Here is a 17,717-nt window from a genome sequence, read left to right on the forward strand (position 1 = left end):
ATTTATAAGTGGTTAAACTATCTTTGTTAAAAAATAAACGGAATGACCGAAAAAGACTTTATTCCTTCAGAGTATACAAAATTAATAGCGAAAGGAGAAGTAACTTGGAAATCGCCAAGTAATATAGCTTTAGTAAAATATTGGGGTAAAGAAGCTAATCAAATTCCAGCAAACCCGTCTATAAGTTTTACTTTAGATACTTGTGCAACTACTACTAAAGTAACTTATAAAAAACTCGAAAATAAAGCACAAGATTTTTCTTTTGATTTATTTTTTGAAGGAAGTCTTAAAGAAGATTTTAAACCAAAGATTCAAACTTTTTTTAAGAGAATAGAAGACTATTTGCCTTTTTTAAAAAACTATCATTTTAAGATAGAAACATCCAACTCTTTTCCGCATAGCAGTGGTATAGCTTCCTCTGCTAGTGGATTATCTGCTTTAGCATTAGCGCTTATGTCTTTAGAAAAAGAACTAAATCCAGATATAAACGAAGACTATTTTATTAAAAAAGCTTCTTTTTTAGCACGTTTAGGATCTGGTAGTGCAGCACGCAGTATAGAAGGCGATGTAGTGCAATGGGGAAACCATGAAGGCACTACAAATAGTTCTAATTTGTACGCCGTAAAATACCCTTATAAGGTGCATACAAATTTTAAAAAATACCAGGATACAATTTTGTTGGTAGATAAAGGGCAAAAAGAGGTGAGCAGTACCGTAGGGCATAATTTAATGCACGGGCATCCTTTTTCACAACAAAGATTTGCTCAGGCACATGATAATTTAACAAAGTTGAAAGAGGTATTTGCAGAAGGAGATTTAAAAACTTTTATAGAAATTGTAGAAAGTGAGGCATTAACCTTACATGCCATGATGATGACGAGCTTGCCTTATTTTGTGTTAATGAAGCCAAATACATTAGAGATTATCAATAAAATATGGGACTTTAGAAAAAGAACAAATACACATGTTTGTTTTACTTTAGATGCAGGAGCTAATGTTCATGTGTTATATCCAGAATCTGAAAAAGAAGAAATAATGCAGTTTATTAAAGATGAGTTAGTTGCATTTTGCCAAAACGGGCAGTATATTTGTGATCAAATAGGTTTTGGTGCAAAAAAAGTGTAAATTATTATCATATAAGTGTATGGTAAACGTTATAAAGTCTGTTTTGAATCAATTTTTATAAAATGAAAGGACCTTTATTTTATTCTAAAATATTATTATTCGGAGAGTATGGTATTATAAAAGATTCCAAAGGCTTGTCCATACCTTATAATTTTTTCAAGGGAGCTTTAAAGATGGATGAAAACCCATCAAAAGAGGCAATAGAGTCTAATCTTCATTTAAAGAATTTTGCTGCCTACTTAGAGAAAATAGAAAAAGAGAGTCCAGAATTATTTTCATTTAATTTTAAGGCTTTAACTAAAGATGTAGATGCAGGAATGTACTTTGATAGCTCTATACCACAAGGATATGGTGTTGGGAGTAGTGGAGCTTTAGTAGCTGCAATTTATGATAAATATGCCACAAATAAAATTACAGTATTAGAGAATTTAACAAGAGAAAAATTGTTAACTCTTAAGGCTATATTTGGAACAATGGAGTCTTTTTTCCATGGAAAATCTTCAGGATTAGACCCTTTAAATAGCTATTTAAGTTTGCCAATTCTTATTAATTCTAAAGACAATATAGAATCTACAAGTATACCTTCACAAAATAAAGAAGGTAATGGTGCTGTGTTTTTACTAGATAGTGGTATTATTGGAGAAACAGCTCCTATGGTAGAGCTTTTTATGGATAAAATGAAAAGTGAAGGCTTTAGAAGTATGCTTAAAGACCAATTTATAAAGCATACAGATGCTTGTGTAGAAGATTTTATTAATGGCAATGTAAAATCTTTATTTGGTAATTTAAAGCAACTTTCTCATGTTGTATTAGATAACTTTAAACCAATGATTCCTTCTAAATTTCATAGCCTTTGGAAAAAGGGAATTGAAACAAACGATTACTACTTAAAACTTTGTGGTTCTGGTGGTGGCGGTTATATTTTAGGATTTACACAAGATATAAATAAAGCAAAAAAAGCACTTAAAGGGCATCAATTAGAAGTGGTTTATAACTTCTAAATACAACACATGCTTTCTAGAAAAAACAAACAACTATTTCTTAAGTTATTAAGTTTGTTTTCAGTTGTTCGTGGCTACAATATTTTAATGGTAGTTCTTGCGCAATACTTAGCTTCTATTTACATTTTAGCACCAAATTTACCTGTTAGAGAAGTAGTTTTAGATATAGATTTGTTTGTTATTATTCTAGGATCTGCATTAGTTATAGCTAGTGGTTATATTATTAATAATTTTTACGATTCGGAAAAAGACTTAATAAATAAACCAAGAAAAACAATGTTAGATCGGCTGGTAAGTCAGCGTTTTAAATTAACTACTTATTTCATATTAAATTTTTTAGCAGCTTTTGCAGCAAGTTATGTGTCCTTTAAGGCAGTTTTATTTTTTTCGGCCTATATATTTGGCATTTGGTTTTATTCTCATAAACTAAAAAGGATAGCATTTATTGGTAATTTTATTTCGGCAACCCTTGCAATTGCACCTTTTTTTGCAGTTTTTGTGTATTATAAAAATTTTGAAAGTGTAATTTTTGTACATGCTATGTTTCTTTTCTTGTTAATATTAGCAAGAGAAATGATTAAAGATTTAGAAAGTATGAAAGGAGACATTGCACAAGGGTATAAGACTATTCCAATTTTGTATGGCATAAGAGTGTCAAAATTTTTAATTGCTACTTTAATAGTATTAACGCTAATACCGTCTTTATTATTAATTACAAAATTTAGTGTTGGTTACATGAATTTTTACTTTATAGTTTGTGTTGTATTATTAATTTTCTTTCTAGTATTATTATTAAATGCACATTTAAAAAAACACTTTGTGTGGCTTCATAATATTCTAAAACTAATTATTATAGTAGGTGTTTTTAGTATCTTGTTAATTGACATTGATTTGGTGTTAAACAGGATATTATAGTTTAAAAATTTTATTTTTTAAGTATAACTATATAGGCAACATCCATTTATATACCTTTGCAAAAAATTATTAGTATGGCAAAGTCAGGTTCAAATGATAGAAAGAAGTTTTCAGGAAAGGGAGATAGAACTTTTAAGAAAAAAACGTATGGTAATAGTCCAGTTAAAAAGCAAGCTGCGCCAAAGAAACCATCGGACCCAAACTCTATTCGCTTAAATAAATATGTAGCAAATTCTGGCGTATGCTCTAGAAGAGATGCCGATATCTATATCTCTGCAGGGAATATTACTGTAAATGGCAAACCTATTACAGAAATGGGATTCAAAGTAAAACTTACCGATGAGGTTAAGTTTGATGGTAGACTTCTGAATCCTGTAAAGAAGGAATACGTATTATTAAACAAACCAAAAGATTTTTCTACTACAGTAAGAGATGATAGGGGTAGAAGAAATGTTGCAGGATTAATTTCTGCTGCATCTGATGCCAAGTTACTTCCTATAGATAAAATGGATAAAAGTTCTACAGGGCTTTTATTATTTACAAACGATGGAGATTTAACAAAAAGGCTTAAAAGTCCAATCAACGGGCTTCGTAAAATATATCATGTTGTTTTAGATAGAGACCTTAGAAGTGTAGATTTAAAACGAATTAAAGAAGGATTAACCGTTGAGGAAAAAGTAGTTCGTGTACAAGATGTTAGTTTTATAGATGATTCGCCAAAACGTGAAGTAGGAATAGAAATATTTAGTTCTAGAAACCGTATAGTAGAGCGTATTTTTGAAGAGCTAGATTATAAAGTAGAAAAGATTGATAGAGTAGCTTATGCTGGTTTAACCAAAAAAGATTTACCAAGAGGGCACTGGCGCTATTTAACGGAGCAAGAAATTATTAATTTGGGAATGATTAAATAACAAAAAAGTAAGGTTAAGATAACTTTATAATAGTATAATTGCCAGATATTTGCAGTGCTACTTAGCGTATTAAGTAGATAAAAAAGCAAGCCTTAAGACCGATATTCGTATCGGTTTTGTCGTTTTATATATTTGGGTTTTATGTTAGTAATTGCTCAAAAAAACCACCTATTTCTTTTTCCTTATTTACAAAGTGTATCTCAAGAATCCATTCTCTTTTGGCACCGCTTTTATCAAACTCATTTAAATTTTGATGATTATCTGGATGAATGTAATTGGATTTATCTTCTTTTTCTAGTTTTTCGTGCGGAAAATGGCCAATTATATGACCTGCTATTTCTCCACCAAATTCCCAGCCATAATTTTTAGCAGTCCGTACTGCATAATTATAAAGTTCAGCGCCTGTTATTTCTTTTTTGGATGTAAAAAAGGCCTTGCAATCTTTCCAAGCCAATTGAATATCGTCTTTTAGTTTATGTTTTAATATATCTGTGCCCAAAACATAAGTTCTTCCAAAATCTGCTTCCCACTCGTCAAATATTGGCCCAAAATCAATAAATAAAATATCATCTTTTTGGATTGTTAAATTTTCAGGATTTTCGTCATAGGGTTTTAGTGTATTTTTTCCTGCCCTTATAATTCTTTTATGCCAATACTTTTTAATACCATATAATTCAAAGGCCAAATTAAATATCTCCGTATTCAATTCTTTTTCTGACTTGCCAGGAACTATAAGCCCTTTTTCTTCAATTTGAACAAATAATTCCGATGCCTTCTCTTCAGCTTCAATTAAATTAGTAATCATTTATTTCTTTATTAAGAATAGTTGTAAAAAGAATTCTAAAGTTACCACAAATTAAGAGGATAGTTCAATATTAATTTCTTCTAAAGCTTTTTTAAAGGAAGAAACAGAGATGTCTACATCTTCTTTAGTTGTAGCCCATGAACAAACACTTATACGAATCACTTTTTTGCCTTTCCAAGTAGAACCGCCAACCCAACATTTTCGTAATTCTTGAATTCTAGCCAAAGTTTTATCGGTAAGATCGTCTGTTTCACAAGAAACCATAACTTGGTTAAACACCACATCATTAAGTACTGTAAACCCATTAATATTACTTAGCTCTTTAGAAAATTGTAATGCCCTTTTATGCATTTCTAGAATCATTTCATCAATACCATTTTTACCCAAGTATTTTAAAATTGCCCAGAGCTCAACTATTCGGGCACGTCTAGACATTTCGGGTGTATAAAAAGTACCATCTCTTTCTTTACTGGTTACAATGTAACTTCCAGACATATGTAAGGCACTCATTAAAGCTTCTTTATCTTCACAAAGAACAATACCATTATCATACGGAGTGTTTAATGTTTTGTGTCCATCAACAGCCCAAGAATTTGCTTTTTCTGCCCCTTTAGTTAAGTGTTTAAGTTGGTTTACAGCGCCAGCCCACATTCCAAAAGCACCATCAATATGTACCCATGCGCCAACTTTATTGGCTTTTTTGCAGATCTGTTCAAAATCATCAAACGATCCGCTATTTACATTTCCTGCTTGTAGAATTAGTAAAGTTGCATTATCCATTTCGGGAATCCTATCCGGAATTATTCTACCTTGATTATCAACATCTACCCATTCTATATTATTTTTTCCAAAGCCTAACAGACTAATGGCTTTTAAAACGGTAGAGTGCGCATGTTTTCCGGTAATTACTCTAATTTTTGGAGCGTTTGAGAAGCCTTGGTCATTAATATTCCAACCTTGGTTAGAAAGCAATCTATATCTTGCAGCGGCTAACCCGCAAAAGGTAGCCATAGAAGTACCGCTAACAAAACCCGCTACCGTACTTTCCGGAAGATTAAAAAGTTGTTTTAACCAATTTTCTACTACGGTTTCAAGTTTTGAACCTATAGGGGATAACACATTCATGGTTGGTGATTGGTCCCAAAACGTAGCAAGGTTTTTTGCCGCCAAACCTATAGGAACAGAACTACCACATACAAACCCAAAATATCTTCCGCCCATATTGGCTACTGTGGCCGGAGAACCATAGGTATTTAAATGTTCTAAGATAGTATTTGCTTCTGAAGTTGCTGTTGGCATATCTTCATCAAAATTGGCTAAATCTTCTAAGGCTTTTTTTGTAGGATATACATTTCTGTCGAAGACATTAGTTAAATACTCGTATCCTTTTTTTTGAGCGGTTTGGTATATGCTAACATCTTGTATATCGGCATACATTTTATCTTGAATAGTACCTTTTTTTTCCATAATTAGAGATTATAATAAATTCTTATCAAAGATGTTTTAAATAAAAATACCATAACAGATGCAGTTTTTGTAATTTTAACCAGTACAGATAATTTTTATTAATGAAAAATACTTCCAAGACCTTCTTATATAACAATATTGCTTCCGCAATTGAAGAACAAATTAATAGTGGAGTTTTAAAATTGGGGGACAAATTACCATCTGTTAGGATTCTTAAAAAAGAATATGGGGTAAGTGTAAGTACTATTTTAGAGGCATATTATAGACTAGAAGCTAAAAGTTTAATAGAATCTAGACCCCGATCTGGTTATTACGTTATTTTTTCAAAAGATAAATTATTAAAAAGCCCGGAAAAGACTGCACCTAATTCTAAAGCTTCTCATAAAAGTAAAGCAGAAATAATTATAGATTTTTACCAAACTATAAATGAAAAAGACATTGTAAATTTTTCATTAGGAGTACCAGCTCCTGAACTTTTACCAGTTGCCAAACTGAGCAAAACAATGCATGAAACGATAATACATTTAAAAGCAGGAGGCACATATTATGATACAATACAGGGTAGTGAAAACCTTAGAAGACAAATTGCACAAAGAACGCTCTTATGGGGAGGCAATTTAAAGGAAGAAGATATAGTTATTACGGCAGGTTGTACTAACGCACTGTCCTTATCATTAATGGTAGTAACTAATCCAGGAGATACTATTGTAGTAGAAAGCCCAGTTTTTTTTGGAATATTGCAATTAGCAAATACTTTGGGTTTACGTGTTATAGAGTTACCAACAGAATCTTCTTCTGGAATGGATTTAAATGTTTTAAAAAAAGTATTGAGAAAGCAAGATGTTAAGGCCATAGTTTTAATCTCTAATTTTAATAATCCACTTGGGAGTATTATGCCCGATTCTCATAAAAAAGAAATTGTAAAAATTATTAAAGAATACCAAATACCATTAATAGAAGATGATATTTGTGGTGAAATTTATTATGGAAAAAATAGGCCAAGTACTTGTAAATCTTTTGACGACAGTGGATTAGTAATGTGGGTTGGTTCATTTTCTAAAACTTTAGCAGGTGGTTACCGTGTAGGGTGGGTAGCACCAGGGAGATTTTTAAAAGAAATTTTGCGTTTAAAACTCTGTTTATCTTCTTCTACAACAACAATTACGCAAGAAACAATTGCTAATTTTTTAATGAAAGGAAGGTATGATTATCATTTAAGAAAGTTAAGGCAAACGTTACACGCCAATAGCCTAAAATATATTACTACAATAGGAGAATATTTTCCAAAAGATACAAGAGTAACAAAACCACAAGGAAGTTTTCTTTTGTGGGTAGAACTTAATCCTAAAATAAATGTAAAAGAGGTATTTAATAAAGCAAAAGAAAAAGGGGTGGTTTTTAGTCCGGGTACTATTTTTACACTACAAAATCAGTATCAAAATTGTATGCGTCTTAGTTATGGTTTACCGTGGAGTATTGAAGTTGAAAAAGCTTTAAAACAATTAGGGAAACTTTTAAAAAACAGTAGCCTTTAATAAAAGACCTTTGTCATTGTAAATTTTCCACTCACCACTTTTTTTACCATCAAGATAATTTCCTTCGTCATGGATTTTACCATTTTTGTAAAAAGACGTCCACCTACCGTTAGGTTTATTATTTACATAATTTTCTATATGTGATATTTCTCCAGAATCGTAATAAGATTTCCATTCCCCTGTAGCTCCTTCTGGATTATAGATTCTTATATATTTTAGCGTACCGTCTTTCGCATAATGCTTCCAGACACCATCTTTATTATTGTTTATATGGTTTCCTCCAAAGTATAATTGTCCGTTAAAGTGGTAGGCTTTCCATTCTCCGTCTAAAATATCATCTTTAAAAGTTTCTATTTTAAATACTTTACCGTTGCTATAATAGCGAGTCCATTTTCCGTTTTTTTTATTATTAATGAGCTGTCCTGTTAGCATTACATCTCCATTTTCAAAAAAGTCCTTTACATCTATAATTTCTTTCTCATAAGAAATAGTAACGCCTGTTTTTTCCCTGGATTTGTTACTTGTATTACAGCTCTGGAACAGCATAGAAATTAATAGTAAAAACAGATAAGTTTTCAATGTATATTTTTTTAGAGTGAGTTCCATTCTTCCCAATTATGAGGTTCTTTTCTTCCATCCCAAAAATACTTAAAAGGTAAGGCACTTTCTTGCCATGGCGCTAATGGGTATATATCGTAATTGTCCTTAAAATCATATAAACCATACGTAGGGTTATCTCCCCAAAAGAACTCAAACTTTACTGTTTCCTTAATCTCATTAAGATATACACTGCCAAGTATTACATGGTGGGTAGATCCGCTAACAGGTGCAGTAAATGCCTTGGCGCCTTCAATTTTTAAAATTGTACCAAGAGGGATTTTATAAATTGGGTTAGAAGATTCATAGAAATTAGAATTAGTCAGGTCTATAATATAAGGGTTTTCTAAAGAGTGTTTATGTATGGTTATATAGCATTCTTGTTTGGTTTTTAAGGCTTTATTGATAATAGTAGTATAAGGGTGCTTGTTAGATAGGTCTTTAATTTTTGTTCTAAAACTTAAATAAAAAGACCCAGCAATTAGTATACTTCCAATAATTAGTGTTCCAATAATTATGTTTTTTAAACTCATAAAAAGTAATTTAATCTATTGCATACCCATCTCCAAATTGGTAACTTAAAATAAGTCCATGGGTATTTCCTAGAGGAGAATCATTAGTTGCCAGATTGTAATTATAGATTGCTCTTACATTATCAAAGACATAAATACCTGCTAATATGTTTATAGAGTTATTGGTTCTATAGCCAGTACCAATTTCAAATTTATTTCTAAAACTTACGGCGACATTAATATCCGCTTGTAACGCGGCACCATCTTCATATTTTAATAATACATTAGGCTTTATCATTAAATCTTGAAAACGATTGTTAAAGAATCGATATCCGAAGTAACCGTAATAAGGGCTGTTTAAGTTTATATTATCATCTGTAGCTAATGCATCTCCTAAAATATTTGGAGTAGAAACGCCAACATAAAAAGAAGCATGATTAAATAAGAAGCCTAAACCAATAGTAGGTATAGAACCATTAATATCTTGTGCAAAATTTTGATCTCCAATAATACCTAGCTGGGTTAAATTATCTTGGTATTGTTGTAAACCAGCTGTAATGCCAAAAGATAACACTCCAGCATCATAAAGTTGCCAATAGGGTCTATTACTCTTAAAATCGAAAAATATTTTATAAGAATAAGAAGCAAAGAAACTGGTTGACGTAGTCACGCCAATTTGATCTCTAATAATACCTGCTCCTAAACCAACTTTGTTACGATTAAGAGAGCCATGACCACTTAGAGAAAATGTTCTTGGACTACCATCAAACTGATTAAAAAAACCAGAATTACTCATGGAGAGTTCTGTATTTTCTGTTAAGCCAGCATAGGCTGCATTTATGATAAACGGATTATAATTATATTCTGTAAATGTTGGTGTTTGTTGACTCCACATTACATTACTTGATAAGATAGACAGCAAAACACCTAGTGCTAGCGTGCCAATAGTTTTGTTTATTTTCATTGGTTTAACGCTTTATTACTACGTATCCTTTTGTTTTTCCTAGAATAGTTTCTCCTTCAACTTGAATATTAAAAAAGTAGGTCCCTTCTGGTAATTGGCCAGCACCCATTTTTGTTTTTAAATTGGCATCGCCACGGAAAACGGCAGAATTATTATCGTAATTTTTTATTTCAAATACGGCATCTCCCCATCTATTGTAAATCATCACTATATTTTCAGGGTAGTATTCTATATTATCAATATGCCAGTAATCATTAATGCCATCCCCATCTGGAGAAAAACCATATTTAGTTTCATCTTCTGGAATAACTGTGGTAAAAGATTGTTCTTCACATTGTATGGCATCTCCTTTACTATTGTATGGTGTAATAGTCACATATATTTGCGTATCAAAAGGATATTCTTCCATTGGGGCATAATTTGTATTAGTTCCCATATCCAAATTATTTACAATGTCAGTTCCGCCAGGAGAGGTCCCTAACGATAAACGATAACCATCAGTTTTTTCTACTTCTTCCCAAGAAATACTACTTTCTAATGGCACCTCATTTTCACCATTAAAAGGACTGGATAATTGGGAGCATGTAGGAACTATAATTTCGGTTTCAAAACTTTCGGATGTACATCCAACGGCTTCACCAGAGGTATTATAAGGAACAATAGAAACGTATATTAAACTCTCAGAAGGTAAATCTTCGGCAAAAGTGTAACTAGTTAAAGAAGCTACATCTTCATTATTTACAATTTCTGTTCCGTTTGGAGATATGCCAACTGAAATTCTATATCCATCTGCGTCAAAGCTCGGATTCCAGGAAATGTCAGTCAAAACAGAAACTTCAGTTGCATTGTTTAATGGAGACATTAAATTTGTACAAGGTGGTATTGGCCTTACCGTAAAACTTTCTGAGGTACAACCAATAGCATCACCAACTTCATTATATGGTATAATGGTAACTGTAACTACTTCTCCTGGAGCAAAATCATCAGAAAAAGTATGTGAATTACCAGTTACTATTAAGTCGGTTTGGTTATTGGCAGTTGTATTACTTCCCGTAATACTTAATTTGTAGCCATCTGCATTAGTTGCCGTATTCCAAGTAATTTCATTTACTTCTGTTACCACAGCGTTATTTAATGGAGCGATTAAGTTAGTACATAGTGGTACAGATTTAATAGTGAATGTTTCTGCGGTACAACCTATGGCATCCCCAACTTCATTATAAGGAACTAATGTAACTGTAACAGTTTCTCCTTGTTCAAAATCGTTTGTAAAATTGTAAGTAGTACCTGTAGTAATATCTAAATTGGTCACATTATTTGCAGTACTACTACTTGCGGTAACAGTTAATTTGTATCCATTAGCATTACTGGCAGCATTCCATTCTATATTGGTAGCAACAGCTACATCTGTAGTGCCATTTGCGGGTGTTATTAAATTAGTACAGGTTGGAACGGGTTTTATGGTAAAGCTCTCTGAAGTACATCCAATAGCATCACCAGCTGTATTATATGGTACTAATGTTACAGTAACAGTTTCTCCTTGTTCAAAATCGTTTGTAAAAGTATAAGTAGCTCCAGAAGTAATATCTAATTCGGTTACATTATTTACAGTACTAGTACTTGCATTAACTGTTAACTTATAACCATCAGCATCAGTAATAGAAGTCCATTCTATAGTTGTATTAACAGCTACATCTGTAGCGCCATTTGCTGGTGTTATTAAATTAGTACAGTTTGGAACAGCTTTTATGGTAAAGCTTTCTGAAGAACAACCTATAGCATCCCCAACAGAATTGTAAGGTATAATGGTTACTGTAACGGTTTCTCCTTGTTCAAAATCATTTGCAAAAATGTAAGTAGTGCCTGCAGTTATATCTTCATCCGTAATATTGTTTGCAGTGCTACTACTTGCTAAAACAGTAAGTTTATAGCCATCTGCATTTGCGCTTGCGTTCCATTCCAGATTAGTAGCAAGAGCAACATCCACTGCTCCATTGGTAGGAGTTGTTAAAGTTGTACATGTTGGTACCGGTGGAGGAATAATTGTAAAACTTTCCGAAGAACAAGGCCCTACAGCATCACCAGTGCTATTGTAAGGTACAATAGTAACCGTAACGGTTTCTCCTCTTTCAAAGTCATTAGCAAAATTGTACGTAGTACCTGTAGTTACATCAAAATCTGTCAAATTATTTGCAGTACTATTACTTGCTGTTACGGTTAATTTATAGCCGTCTGTATTACTGCTCGCATTCCATTCAATACTGGTGTCTACGGGAACATTTGTAGCTCCATTTGCTGGAGTTGCTAGTGTGGTACATAAAGGAGCACCATCGGTAGTAAAACTTTCTTCAGTACAACCAACAGCATCGCCATTAGTATTATATGGAGTTACTGTTACATAAATAACTGTACTTTCCGGTAAATCGGAAGCAAGGTCATGTGTTAATACATTAGTTACATCTCCAGAGTAAATATCGGAACCTCCACTAGAAGTACCTACAGATAATTTATACCCTGTAGCCGATGTTAACTCCGTCCAACTCAAATTAGTTGCTGGGTCTACGGCAGTAGCGCCATTAATTGGTGCTGTTAGCGTAGTGCAAGATGGTGGACTAGTTGAGTCGCCAGTGGTAAAAGTTTCTTCGATACAACCCGTTGCATCCCCTTCAGCATTATAAGGAATAATGGTTACATAATGCATTCTAGCTTCTTGTAAATCAACAGGAATATCATAGGTATTAGCGCCAACAACATCTGCATTGTTTACTATTTCTATACCGCCAGAGGTAGTACCTACAATTACTAGGTAACCTGTAGCATTAGAAACGGCTGTCCAACTTAAATGGGTGTCAATTGCAATATCGGTAGCACCGTTAACAGGGCTAGTTAAGTTTGTGCAAGTTGGTGGAACAGGAATTATCTCGGTATGGAAACTTTCTTCGGTACAGCTATCTGCGTCCCCTTCATCATTATAAGGAATTATAGTGACGAAAATATCACTATCTTCAGGTAGGTCGCTAGTAAAATCATAACTAGTAACATTATTTACATCTTCTGCATTAAGAATATCACTAGCTCCAGTAGAAGTTCCAACTGTAATTTTATATCCATCCGCATTGGAAATAGGATTCCAACTCAAATCACTAGTTACGGCTACATCTGTTGCAGCATGTAACGGCTCGGTTAAACTGGTACATTCAGGTATGGTAGCAGGACTACTGGAAATAGTAAAGCTTTCTTCGGCACAAGGCCCCACAGCATCTCCTTCTGTATTAAAAGGAATCAAGGTTACGTAGATAGTATCTCCAGTATTAAAATCTGATGCAAATTCGTATGAAGTTTCATTGGTAATGGTAATATTATCTACAATATCATTTCCGCCTGCAGTGGTGCCCACCGTTAAGCGGTATCCTTCTGCATATAAGGCATGCTCCCATGTAATGTTGGTGTTTACAGGTACATCTGTATCGCCATTGAGCGGAGATGTTAGTAGCGTACAATCTGGTATTGGGCAATCGCGAACATCTTGGTCAAACGTCCATCCAAAATTATCGATCATAGACTGTCTTTCTTCCTGTGCATCGCAATACGGTAAATCTTCTGCACCAAGTGTAATACCAGTAGTTAAGTTTTGCTCGGACCAAGCAATTAAAGTAGTATCATAATTTTCTCTTATGAGTGCAGTATTATCCAGCATATCTCGCATATCGGTAACACCATTAACATCCCAATCCGCTAAACTTTGGTTTAAAGCAATGGCATTATCGAACATAGAACGCATAGTTACATTACCAGGATTCCATAAATCCATAGGTTGGTTGTATGCCGATGCATTTCTAAACATATAGTCCATATTGCTTACACCCGCTATACGCCAGTTATTTAGGTCTTGGTTAAAGGCAGTTGCGCCACTGAACATTTCTTCCATGGTGGTTACGCCTCTAACGTTCCAATCACCAATGTTCTCATTAAAAGTACTTGCATCTTTAAACATGTCTTCCATAGTGGTTACAGAAGCTACGTTCCAAGAGTTCATGGTTTGGTTATAACTGGTAGCACCATTAAACATAGCTCTCATAGTAGTTACAAAAGAAACATTCCATGGGTCTATGTTTTGGTTAAATGCTGTTGCTCCACTAAACATTTCTTGCATAGTTAAAGCTTCGCCTGTATTCCAATTCGATATTGGTTCATTAAAAGCCAAGGCATTTTTAAACATGGCTTCAAAATTGGTTACTACCGCAGTGTTCCAATTATTTAAATTTTGGTTAAATACTGCAGCATCTTCAAACATAGATTCCATTAGTGTTACTGAACTAACGTTCCATGTATTTATAGGTTGGTTGAACAATGTAGCATCTTCGAACATTTGGCTCATATTTGCTACGGCACTCACATCCCAATTATCTAAAGATTGATTAAAAGTTCCTGAACCTCTGAACATGGCTGACATGTTTACAACAGAATTTACATCCCAACTATTTAAGGGCTGGTTAAACGCAGTTGCATAGCTGAACATGTACGATGTGTTTAAAACATTGGTTACGTTCCAACTGTCAATATCTTGATCAAAAAGCGTAGAGCCGCTAAACATACTTCTCATATTGGTTACGTTACTTACGTTCCAATTACTCAATGGTTGATTAAATAATGGTGTAGTACTGAACATAGATTCCATGTTGGTTACATTGCCAACGTCCCATGAATTTAAAGGGCTGTCATATGCTCTTGCTGTATTGAACATTCCTCTCATACTGGTAACATTACTTACATCCCAATTATCTATGTTTTGATTAAAAAGTTCGGCTGAATTGAACATCTCCTCCATACTGGTAACATTTGTAACAATCCAATTGTTAAGTGGCTGATCAAATAATTCTGCCCTTTGGAACATAGATCTCATTGCTGTTACATTAGAAACATTCCATGAATTAAGGGGTTGGTCAAAGGCATCAGTATTAGCAAACATGTATTGCATTGAAGTAACGTTTTCAACATCCCAAGTATCAATATTTTGATTAAATGCCTGAGCGGCGTTAAACATATTATCCATTGTGGTTACATTGCTTACATCCCAATTATTTAATGGTTGATTGAAAATGTATGCCTGATAGAACATATTGCTCATATTCGTAACATTACTAACATCCCAATTATTAATGTCATTGTTAAAGAGCCATGCCCTTCTGAACATACGAGACATGTTTGTCACTTGAGTTAAATTAGGGATATCTGTAGCATTGTACTCCATATTCTCACAGAAATAGAAAGCCTGATTCATACTTTGCCAGACTTGGTCACCCCATTGATCCATAGAAATAAGTTTAAGGTTATCTTTATTACTTGAATCTTGACGGAACGAAGGGAAATCTCCAATAATTGCAATGGTATAAATTCCTGGAGTTAAGTAAGTATGTGTTATATCTGTAGAAACATTATTATCATATTGCCCATCTCCCCAATCAATATTGAAATCATAGGTTAAATAATCAGGATAACCATCATTTAGCTCAATTCTATATTGATTAGCTGCGGTAGAATTGGAATCTAAATTTCTAGTATCAATAGTGATTTTAAAAACATCGGTTCTGTTTACCCAACTCTCAACTACAGTAAAACTAATTTCTTGACAGCCTACGGCATCCCCTTCTCCATTATAAGGTACAACGGTAACATATACTGTATCATTAGCCATAAATTCATTGGTAAAATCTAAACCAACGGTATTACCTACATCATAATTATTAGCGGTGTTTCCTCCAATAGTGGCATAATTTCGTACGCCACCACGTTCAATTTCTAAAGTAACTTTGTAACCTGTAGCATTTGGAGCAGGATCCCAACGAATATCACTATTCGCAGGCGTAGCTGTATCACTGGCATGTGGCATGGTAATTTCAGTACATAACACATAAGAACAATTAACGGCATCTCCTGTAATGGTCCACCCATCATCATCTATTAAACTTTGTCTTTGGCTTAAGGCATCACAATATTGTAAGTTTGTTGCACCTAGATTTATTCCGGAGTTTACAGTTTGTGCAGACCAAGCTATTAAAGTATTGTCATAATTTTCTTGTGATAAACCACTATTTGACAACATATTTGCCATGTTGGTTACAGAAGAAATATCCCAAACACCCAAGTTTTGGTTGAAAGTGCTGGCAGAAGTAAACATACCAGACATATTGGTGATACTAGATGTATTCCAGCCCGTTATATCTTGATTAAAAGAACTTGCACGATTAAACATATTTTGGAAACTAGTAACATTGCTGAGGTTCCATAAATTTAATGGTTGATTGAAACTTGAAGCCCTATCAAACATTGATGAAACATTATCTACATTAATTATATTCCAATTGTTTAGAGGTTGATTAAATACCTGTGCCCGTTGGAACATTGTAGACATGTTTGTGACACTACTAACGTTCCACCCACTTATATCTTGATTAAAAACATCTGTTTGCGAAAACATACCTTGCATATTGGTGACATTGCTCACATCCCATCCGCTAATATCTTGGTTAAAACCAGAGTTGTCTCTAAACATGTAACTCATGTTCGTTACGTTACTAACATTCCAATTGTCTAGTGGTTGGTTGTAAACTTGTCCCCAAATGTAACCATCGAACATACTAGACATATCTGTGGCATTTGTTACAACCCAACTATTTAAAGGTTGGTTAAATGTTCTATTTCTTTGAAACATTAATGAGAAATCAAGAACAGAAGAAACGTTCCAACTTGCTAAGGGTTGGTTATATTGGCCATGCCTGAACATACTGGACATAGTGGTTACACTACTAACATTCCAGTTGTCTATTGGTTGATTAAAACCTGAACCATCAAACATAGCTGTCATATCTGTAACACTGCTAACGTCCCAGTTATTTAAAGGTCTATTAAAGGCATTAGTATAGGAAAATGTTTGAGACATGTCAGTAACATTGCTAACATTCCAATTATTTATATTTTGATTAAAACGTCCTGCAGCTATAAACATTCCTTTCATAGTGGTAACTGATGAAGTGTTCCAATTATCCAAGGGTTGATTAAAAGCTGTGCTTTTAAATGTCTCGGACATATCGGTAACGGAGTTTGTTGTCCATGTATCAACAGGTCTATCAAAAATGGAACAACCAGAAAAGATTCCTGAAATATCTGTTATTGTGGAAACGTCCCAATTATTCACAATTCCGGTGAATGAAGTACCTTCTCTAAACATATTTTTTAGAGAAGTAACTTGACTTAAATTTGGGGCGTCAATTAAATCAAAATTCAAATTTTCACAACCATAAAAAGCATTTTCCATGGTTTGCCACTGAATATCTCCCCATGCAAGTATTTCTATAATTTTTAATTTATCATTAGCATTTTCATCATTAAAATAAATAGATGGGAATGTACCGCTAATGCTAACGGTATAACTGCCAGCAGTTGCATAGGTATGTGTAATAGTACCAATTACTCCAGTGTCCGATAATCCATCTCCCCAATCTACATCATAATTATAGGTAGTGTATGCAGGGTTTGTAGGTATAGTAATTTCGTTATTGGCAGAAGAGCCAGTCTCGGTATTATTGGTATTCCAAGTAGATTCAAAATTTTGTCCTAAAACGCAAAAACTAAAAAATAAGAAGAGTGTGGTGAGTATATGTTTTATCATGGTAAGTTTGGATGTTATGTGGTAACGATTAGTTTTTTCAAATATGATAAACCCTTTAGATGATTTACAGTTTTTGTTGTGAACCTTGTTTTTTTATAGGTAAACAAGACAAAAGTAAGAGTAGATGTGCGTGTAAAACAGACTGAAAACAGGGGTAGTTATTAGGCTGCAAGTAGCCTTTTTTAACTTTTTAGCACACAAAAAAAGCGTTAATTA

Annotated in this window: 11 protein-coding genes; 5 read left to right on the forward strand and 6 right to left on the reverse strand. The window is 33.5% G+C overall.

The window, feature by feature from the left end; all coding sequences use genetic code 11:
* Nucleotides 1–42 precede the first annotated feature (42 nt).
* The 4 genes from CLV91_RS06070 (at nucleotide 43) to CLV91_RS06085 (ending at nucleotide 3,952) form a co-directional block, all read left to right on the forward strand.
* Nucleotides 43–1,125 carry a diphosphomevalonate/mevalonate 3,5-bisphosphate decarboxylase family protein gene (locus tag CLV91_RS06070; protein WP_121064969.1) on the forward strand — a complete coding sequence of 361 codons (1,083 nt, stop codon included), beginning with the start codon at nucleotides 43–45 and terminating at the stop codon, nucleotides 1,123–1,125.
* A 62-nt stretch (nucleotides 1,126–1,187) separates the two neighbouring features.
* Nucleotides 1,188–2,126 carry a mevalonate kinase family protein gene (locus CLV91_RS06075; protein WP_121064971.1) on the forward strand — a complete coding sequence of 313 codons (939 nt, stop codon included), beginning with the start codon at nucleotides 1,188–1,190 and terminating at the stop codon, nucleotides 2,124–2,126.
* 9 nt (nucleotides 2,127–2,135) lie between these two features.
* Nucleotides 2,136–3,041, forward strand: coding sequence for a geranylgeranylglycerol-phosphate geranylgeranyltransferase (locus tag CLV91_RS06080; RefSeq protein ID WP_121064973.1), 906 nt, complete (start codon nucleotides 2,136–2,138; stop codon nucleotides 3,039–3,041).
* 74 nt (nucleotides 3,042–3,115) lie between these two features.
* Nucleotides 3,116–3,952: a pseudouridine synthase gene (locus tag CLV91_RS06085; protein ID WP_121064975.1), complete on the forward strand. Its 837-nt coding sequence runs from the start codon at nucleotides 3,116–3,118 to the stop codon at nucleotides 3,950–3,952.
* Nucleotides 3,953–4,091: 139 nt separating this feature from the next.
* Here CLV91_RS06085 and CLV91_RS06090 read toward each other — a convergent pair whose 3' ends face one another.
* Both CLV91_RS06090 and CLV91_RS06095 read right to left on the reverse strand, forming a co-directional pair.
* Nucleotides 4,092–4,757, reverse strand: a complete 666-nt coding sequence (locus tag CLV91_RS06090) for a M24 family metallopeptidase (RefSeq protein WP_121064977.1) — start codon at nucleotides 4,755–4,757, stop codon at nucleotides 4,092–4,094.
* Between the two features lie 51 nt (nucleotides 4,758–4,808).
* Nucleotides 4,809–6,224, reverse strand: a complete 1,416-nt coding sequence (locus CLV91_RS06095; RefSeq protein ID WP_121064979.1) for a pyridoxal phosphate-dependent decarboxylase family protein — start codon at nucleotides 6,222–6,224, stop codon at nucleotides 4,809–4,811.
* 101 nt (nucleotides 6,225–6,325) lie between these two features.
* Here CLV91_RS06095 and CLV91_RS06100 point away from each other — a divergent pair, with 101 nt between their 5' ends.
* The gene (locus CLV91_RS06100) at nucleotides 6,326–7,759 is read left to right on the forward strand and encodes an aminotransferase-like domain-containing protein (RefSeq protein WP_121064981.1); all 1,434 of its coding nucleotides are present in this window, start codon (nucleotides 6,326–6,328) and stop codon (nucleotides 7,757–7,759) included.
* Here the strand turns inward: CLV91_RS06100 and CLV91_RS06105 are convergent.
* Genes CLV91_RS06105 through CLV91_RS06120 form a run of 4 tightly spaced genes read right to left on the reverse strand, consistent with a single transcriptional unit; the run spans nucleotide 7,739 to nucleotide 17,501 of the window.
* A complete protein-coding gene (locus CLV91_RS06105; RefSeq protein WP_170146705.1) occupies nucleotides 7,739–8,338 on the reverse strand; it encodes a toxin-antitoxin system YwqK family antitoxin in 600 nt (199 codons plus the stop codon). The two genes, CLV91_RS06100 and CLV91_RS06105, sit on opposite strands and share 21 nt — an antisense overlap.
* Before the next feature lie 11 nt (nucleotides 8,339–8,349).
* Entirely contained in the window at nucleotides 8,350–8,889 is a 540-nt protein-coding gene (locus CLV91_RS06110) for a hypothetical protein (RefSeq protein WP_121064985.1), read from the reverse strand.
* A 10-nt stretch (nucleotides 8,890–8,899) separates the two neighbouring features.
* On the reverse strand, nucleotides 8,900–9,832 hold the full coding sequence (locus CLV91_RS06115) for a PorP/SprF family type IX secretion system membrane protein (RefSeq protein WP_121064987.1): 933 nt from the start codon (nucleotides 9,830–9,832) through the stop codon (nucleotides 8,900–8,902).
* Between the two features lie 4 nt (nucleotides 9,833–9,836).
* The gene (locus CLV91_RS06120; protein WP_121064989.1) at nucleotides 9,837–17,501 is read right to left on the reverse strand and encodes a BspA family leucine-rich repeat surface protein; all 7,665 of its coding nucleotides are present in this window, start codon (nucleotides 17,499–17,501) and stop codon (nucleotides 9,837–9,839) included.
* Nucleotides 17,502–17,717 lie beyond the last annotated feature (216 nt).

It is taken from the genome of Maribacter vaceletii (assembly GCF_003634105.1).
GTDB classification, from domain to species: domain Bacteria; phylum Bacteroidota; class Bacteroidia; order Flavobacteriales; family Flavobacteriaceae; genus Maribacter_B; species Maribacter_B vaceletii.